The organism is Cuniculiplasma thermophilum, assembly GCF_052315355.1.
In the GTDB taxonomy this organism is placed as follows: Archaea; Thermoplasmatota; Thermoplasmata; order Thermoplasmatales; family Thermoplasmataceae; genus Cuniculiplasma.
The window spans coordinates 1-5056 of record NZ_JBLSDF010000061.1; the positions used below are offsets into that span (position 1 = coordinate 1).

The following is a 5056-nucleotide window of genomic DNA, read 5'->3' on the forward strand; positions in this document are numbered from 1 at the left end:
GGATTCAGGTTCTGGACCTACATAGGATGTGGGTCCTGCACCATGTGTCTTCCCGAAAGCATGACCTCCAGCTATCAATGCAACGGTTTCCTCATCATTCATCGCCATCCTGCTGAATGATTGCCTTATGTATTTTCCAGCCTCCTTTGGATCTGGGATTCCCCCTGGTCCCTCAGGATTAACATATATCAGACCCATATGATCGGCTGCCAGAGGTTCCATAAGATTTCCCTCACCCGTATGTCTCTCATCAGATAACCAGCTTACCTCTGATCCCCAGTAAACTGATTCATCTGGTTCATAAACATCTTCACGACCGCCACCAAAACCAAAAGTCTTAAAGCCCATATACTCTAAAGCAGTATTTCCAGCCAGGATCATGAGGTCACCCCATGATAATTTTCTCCCATACTTCTGCTTCACAGGCCATAAGAGTCTTCTTGCGCGATCCAGCAGTATATTATCAGGCCAGCTATTGACAGGTGGGAACCTCTGCTGCGCATGTCCTGCTCCACCTCTTCCATCAGTAACCCTGTAAGTCCCAGCAGCATGCCAGGCCATTCTTATGAATAGGGGACCATAGTTTCCAAAATCTGCTGGCCACCAATCCTGGGATTTTGTCATGACAGTGATAATATCCTTTTTAATCTCCCTCAGGTCGAGCGATAAAAATTCTCTTTTGTAATCAAAACTCAAATCCATTGGATTTGACTTAGACGAGTTCTGTCTAAGGATTCTCAAGCTTAACCTGTTTGGCCACCAGTCTTCAATAGTCTTTTGTTTATCCTCATTTATAATAACCACTATTTGTTAATAATAATTATTAATTACGACTATTTATTCTTTGGTTTTTAAATTTTCTTTTAAATACAATAGAAATAAAATTGGGAAAAGACTATGAATCTTTGCTTATACAAATTGTTATTCCCTCTATCCGTTAAAATTGCCCTTTGCTTTCTATATCCGTGTGTTCTAACATGAGAAATTAATATAATTGGTAAAATTATAAATTTTAAATAAGTATTTAGTATGGGAAAATTAGCTTTTAGTTGCAAATTCCGGTGATAATCATAAGGGATTTCACGAAACTCTCCATTTTTCATTTTTTCGCTTCATTTACTGTTGATCAATGATATGACTGCCTAAAATTCCCTATAAATTTTTGTTTTTTTTCAGTATTTTAAATATCATTTTTTCTCAGTATGGACAGGTTACGCTATCCCTTTAACGAATCTTGCGCTCACAAGGTATCATCGGATTCCAGTGAAGTTTAGCCAACTTAGAAATAGATGGGTAGTTGCGTTCTTAAAATATTAAAGGAATTCTTAGACTCTAAGATATTAATGCAATCCTAAGATTATGTGTCTAAAAGTATAAATTACACTTAAACATAAACATATGTTATGTCAAAAACTATAACCATTAAAAATGCAGTTTATGACGAACTGGTATCTTTTAAGAAAGAGAATGAAAGTTTCAGTGAACTTCTGGACAGACTTGTTAAATCACAGAGCAAGAGGGAATTCCTCTTGACTCTCCGTGGAAGCGTGGATTTTGAAAACAAGGATGGGTTTCTTGCTGAAATGAGAGATAAAAGGCAGGAGAAGAGAGAATGATACTTCTGGATACAGACATTATCATAGAAATCATGGATAAGAAGTCAAGCAGAGGCCAAGAGTTCATGCTTAAAATTATGGAAAGCGGAAAAGAATATTGCACGAGTTCAGTCAACATGCACGAGCTGCTTTACGGTATAGAAAAATATTCAAAAGGATCTACTTTAATCTTACAGATGGAAACACTGGAATACACCAAAAAGGATAGTGAACTGTCTGCCTTCTTGGAAGTAAGCGCAGAAAGAAAAGGAAAGTCTGTTCCAAGAATAGACGCGATAATCGCATCCATATCAATAAACAACGGTTGCTCACTTTACACTTTGGATAAGCATTTTGAGATTTTTATTGAGAACGGTCTCAAGCTGTTCAAATAAAGTTAAAATGAACCGGTAGAGATTCCATTAATATCTTAAGGGAATACTGAATTTCTAGAATTTGCAGGGAAGACACTTAGATCTTTTGCGCACATAATTACTAGGGAGATCATAAATGGAATTCTTAACAACATCATGGAAACCAAGGTCCTTAACGTAACTTGTCCTAAGTGTGGTGAATACTTCGAAGTAAAGTTCGATCCAGCCATTGACGGAAACCTATATTACGCAATAAAAATGACGGGATAAAGATACGTGGTGTGAGCGCAATCCATATGAGAAGCGAGAGCAAACTCAGGTGTCCCTACTGCAAGAATACATTTTTGGAAAATAGCTAATGAAGGTAAAGTATTCCAATCTAGATTTCAAATCTTGTATTCTGCATAAAGTTTAAGAACCATAGCTACCTATTGCTACCTATGGTAACAACAGTTCAGATTGACAATGAACTTAAAGAAAGACTTAACCACCTGAAAATACATCCAAGAGAATCTTACAACGATTTGATTTCCAGATTAATAGACTCTTACTCCCCTGAAGCAGCAAGTAGGGAGTCACTGATTGAGACTCTCGAGATTCTTTCTGATCCGGAAATGATGAGGGGAATTGCTCGGGGGCTCGAAGATATAAAGGCAGGAAGGACAAAGACTCTCGATCAGATCAGTAGGGAGCTTGACTGATATTGTCTTTTGATATCGTCCTCTCAGCGGAATCAGAGCAGTTTCTCAGGAAATGTGACAAAGAGGTCAGAAACAGGATTATCAAGTCGCTTCGAAAGCTGGAAGATGAACCTGAGAAAGGGAAGCCGTTGACCTCAATTTTGACGGGTCTGTGGAGCTTGAGGATTGGGGACTATAGGGCGATTTATCAGATCAAAAACAATGAGTTAATAATTCTCGTAGTTAAGATCGGTCACAGAAAGAATGTGTATTGATGATTTATGCCTAATAGATTGGTCTGGATTGGTTAATGTTTCAAGCGAATACTAGAGAAAAACTTGTACTTGTCTCAGATCAAACCTCAGGTTAAAACGGGTTGCTTATAAAACGACAAAAGATTTAGTCCAGGTTTCTCCGGTTTTGGATGATCCTATTATATTCAGAAATCAATCTATTTCATCAAGGTATTGTGAAAGCGCTCTTTTGTATTCAGGCAATAGGCCTTGATTACCTGAAATGATATAACTAAGAGCTTCCTTGATGAACCTCTCAAGTTCTCCAGACCTAAACAAAGCAATACACAGGAATGCCAGGGCTGCAGGATCACCCGTTTCTTTATATACTCTTCTCAGTATCGCAATGGCACTTTCACTTTCTCCAATAACGCTTAGTGAACTTCCCAATTGAATTTCAGCTTGAGTTTTCATTTTTACTGAAAGTCCCAATCCAATAGCCATTTGGTATAGGGGAATTGCCTCAGTCTCCTTCCCCAAGAAATCCAAAGCATTTGCATATTCGAACAAGTAGACAGAATCCTCGCGATATTCCTCAAAAACTTCCTGGAATTTCCCTAGCATCACTTCAGGTTTTTCTCTATGTTTCCATGCTTCCTCTATAATCAATGGATACCAAATCTACTATTTTGTTTTTAATAACTTTCAATTTTCACATTTTCTATATCACTGAAATGCTTTAAGTTTCGTGTAATTAGAATCTCATTCTTTTTTGCACAGATACCTGCAATCATGGAGTCTTCTGGATCGATTGTTGATCCATTTCTTCTTTTTTGTGCAAAAATCCTTCCAGCTTCTCTTGCAGAATCCTCATCAAAGCTTATTATTGACAGACCGTTAAGTACTTGAGCAATCTTATATCTTTCTTGATCCTGCTTTATGCTAAGGCCAATTCCAACAAACAATTCGAAAATTGAAATAGAGGTAACCGCAATATTACCTCCTGACTTTTCAATTTCCTCTGCCTTTTCGATTGCCTCTTTGTTAGACTTCATTATGTCAATAATGAATGTAGTATCAGCTATCACAGTTCACTTAACTCCTTTGTGAGTCTATCTATTCGTTTCATACTTAGTCTCCTTGATTCTATAATATTTTTCTCTAAAGATTTTCCACTCTCCTCTTTTAAAATACCTCTTAAATCAAGTATATTTGTCCTATTCGTAAGCCTATATATAACATCTGTGAAACTCTCATTTCTAGACTTTAGTTGGGATAGTCTTAGATACGCTTCATCAGAGATAGATATGTTTTTACTTCCCATCTACTTCACACACACATATGTGTGTGTGGCATATAAAGTTTTTACTTCCATGGTAACCCCTAGAGTTTCACTTTAAATAAGGATTATTTCAGTTCTTTATGGGTTATTCAACTCAGGAATATTGATTACTGTTATAATGGACCGGTTGGAATTTGATTAAAGTTTTAAGTGAATACTATTTTCATGATTTTTCAATACTCACAGACCTTCATTTGTTGGATAATTATGGGGCAATATAAGGGGCGATATTGCCTGTGACCTATATCTATAAGTTCCAGTTGTTTAGTGCTTCTATAAGTATTCCTCGAAGAAAAATTCAGGGAAAAAATTTCTCTCCTTTAATCAGTTTTCCTGAAAGCATAAAGAGGCAAAAAAATGCCAAGATTATGGCTATGGCCTGAAAGATCTCTGCCATCGCTGCCATTCTGAAAGAGATCGCTTGTGGAATATCCATATGCAATCATTAAGAGGATGTTTCATTTTTCACAGGTCATGGTTACAACATTGAGAAGAGTGAGGGTGAAGTTCATGTTTGCATGTTTTGCATATAATGTACATGCATTGAAGATCATCAATGGATAGGGTAAGCTATCAATTATTTAAGAAATTTCATCGAAAGTAGAGAAAAAAGAGGATAATACCGGAAGTCAAAGGAAGAAATTATCAAATTTTCGGATCTCTTCAACTCTTTGGGGGTAAGTTATAAACGCTCATTCATTTACATTTTGTGAAATCAGAGGAACTTTTCAGGAAGCTTCTAGGTTTAGAGGATCCATGGATCATTAAGGAAATAAAGTTCGACCACCAGGGAAAGAGGGTTGATATCTTCATGGATTTTCCAAGGGGATCA

General features: G+C 36.9%; 8 protein-coding genes. 4 read left to right on the forward strand and 4 right to left on the reverse strand.

Annotation, left to right across the window (positions count from 1 at the left end; translation table 11 throughout):
• Window positions 1–804 (reverse strand): peroxidase family protein (locus ACNF42_RS08395; protein ID WP_443340320.1); only part of this gene is annotated, 804 nt, incomplete at its 3' end.
• A gap of 599 nt (window positions 805–1403) precedes the next feature.
• On the opposite strand from ACNF42_RS08395, the gene ACNF42_RS08400 reads away from it, so the two are divergent.
• The 4 genes from ACNF42_RS08400 (at window position 1404) to ACNF42_RS08415 (ending at window position 2924) form a co-directional block, all read left to right on the forward strand.
• Window positions 1404–1616: an antitoxin VapB family protein gene (locus tag ACNF42_RS08400; RefSeq protein WP_443340321.1), complete on the forward strand. Its 213-nt coding sequence runs from the start codon at window positions 1404–1406 to the stop codon at window positions 1614–1616.
• Window positions 1613–1990 (forward strand): type II toxin-antitoxin system VapC family toxin, encoded by a 378-nt coding sequence (locus tag ACNF42_RS08405; RefSeq protein ID WP_443340322.1) that lies wholly within the window; start codon window positions 1613–1615, stop codon window positions 1988–1990. The genes ACNF42_RS08400 and ACNF42_RS08405 overlap by 4 nt, the downstream gene beginning before the upstream one ends.
• A 419-nt stretch (window positions 1991–2409) precedes the next feature.
• Window positions 2410–2670 carry a DUF7557 family protein gene (locus ACNF42_RS08410; RefSeq protein WP_443340323.1) on the forward strand — a complete coding sequence of 87 codons (261 nt, stop codon included), beginning with the start codon at window positions 2410–2412 and terminating at the stop codon, window positions 2668–2670.
• 2 nt (window positions 2671–2672) lie between these two features.
• The gene (locus ACNF42_RS08415) at window positions 2673–2924 is read left to right on the forward strand and encodes a type II toxin-antitoxin system RelE family toxin (protein WP_443340324.1); all 252 of its coding nucleotides are present in this window, start codon (window positions 2673–2675) and stop codon (window positions 2922–2924) included.
• Between the two features lie 171 nt (window positions 2925–3095).
• On the opposite strand, the gene ACNF42_RS08420 is transcribed toward ACNF42_RS08415, so the two are convergent.
• Genes ACNF42_RS08420 through ACNF42_RS08430 form a run of 3 tightly spaced genes read right to left on the reverse strand, consistent with a single transcriptional unit; the run spans window position 3096 to window position 4206 of the window.
• Window positions 3096–3551: a tetratricopeptide repeat protein gene (locus ACNF42_RS08420; RefSeq protein WP_443340325.1), complete on the reverse strand. Its 456-nt coding sequence runs from the start codon at window positions 3549–3551 to the stop codon at window positions 3096–3098.
• Between the two features lie 26 nt (window positions 3552–3577).
• On the reverse strand, window positions 3578–3970 hold the full coding sequence (locus ACNF42_RS08425; RefSeq protein WP_443340326.1) for a PIN domain-containing protein: 393 nt from the start codon (window positions 3968–3970) through the stop codon (window positions 3578–3580).
• On the reverse strand, window positions 3967–4206 hold the full coding sequence (locus ACNF42_RS08430; protein ID WP_443340327.1) for an antitoxin VapB family protein: 240 nt from the start codon (window positions 4204–4206) through the stop codon (window positions 3967–3969). Before ACNF42_RS08430 ends, ACNF42_RS08425 begins: the two co-directional genes overlap by 4 nt.
• Window positions 4207–5056 lie beyond the last annotated feature (850 nt).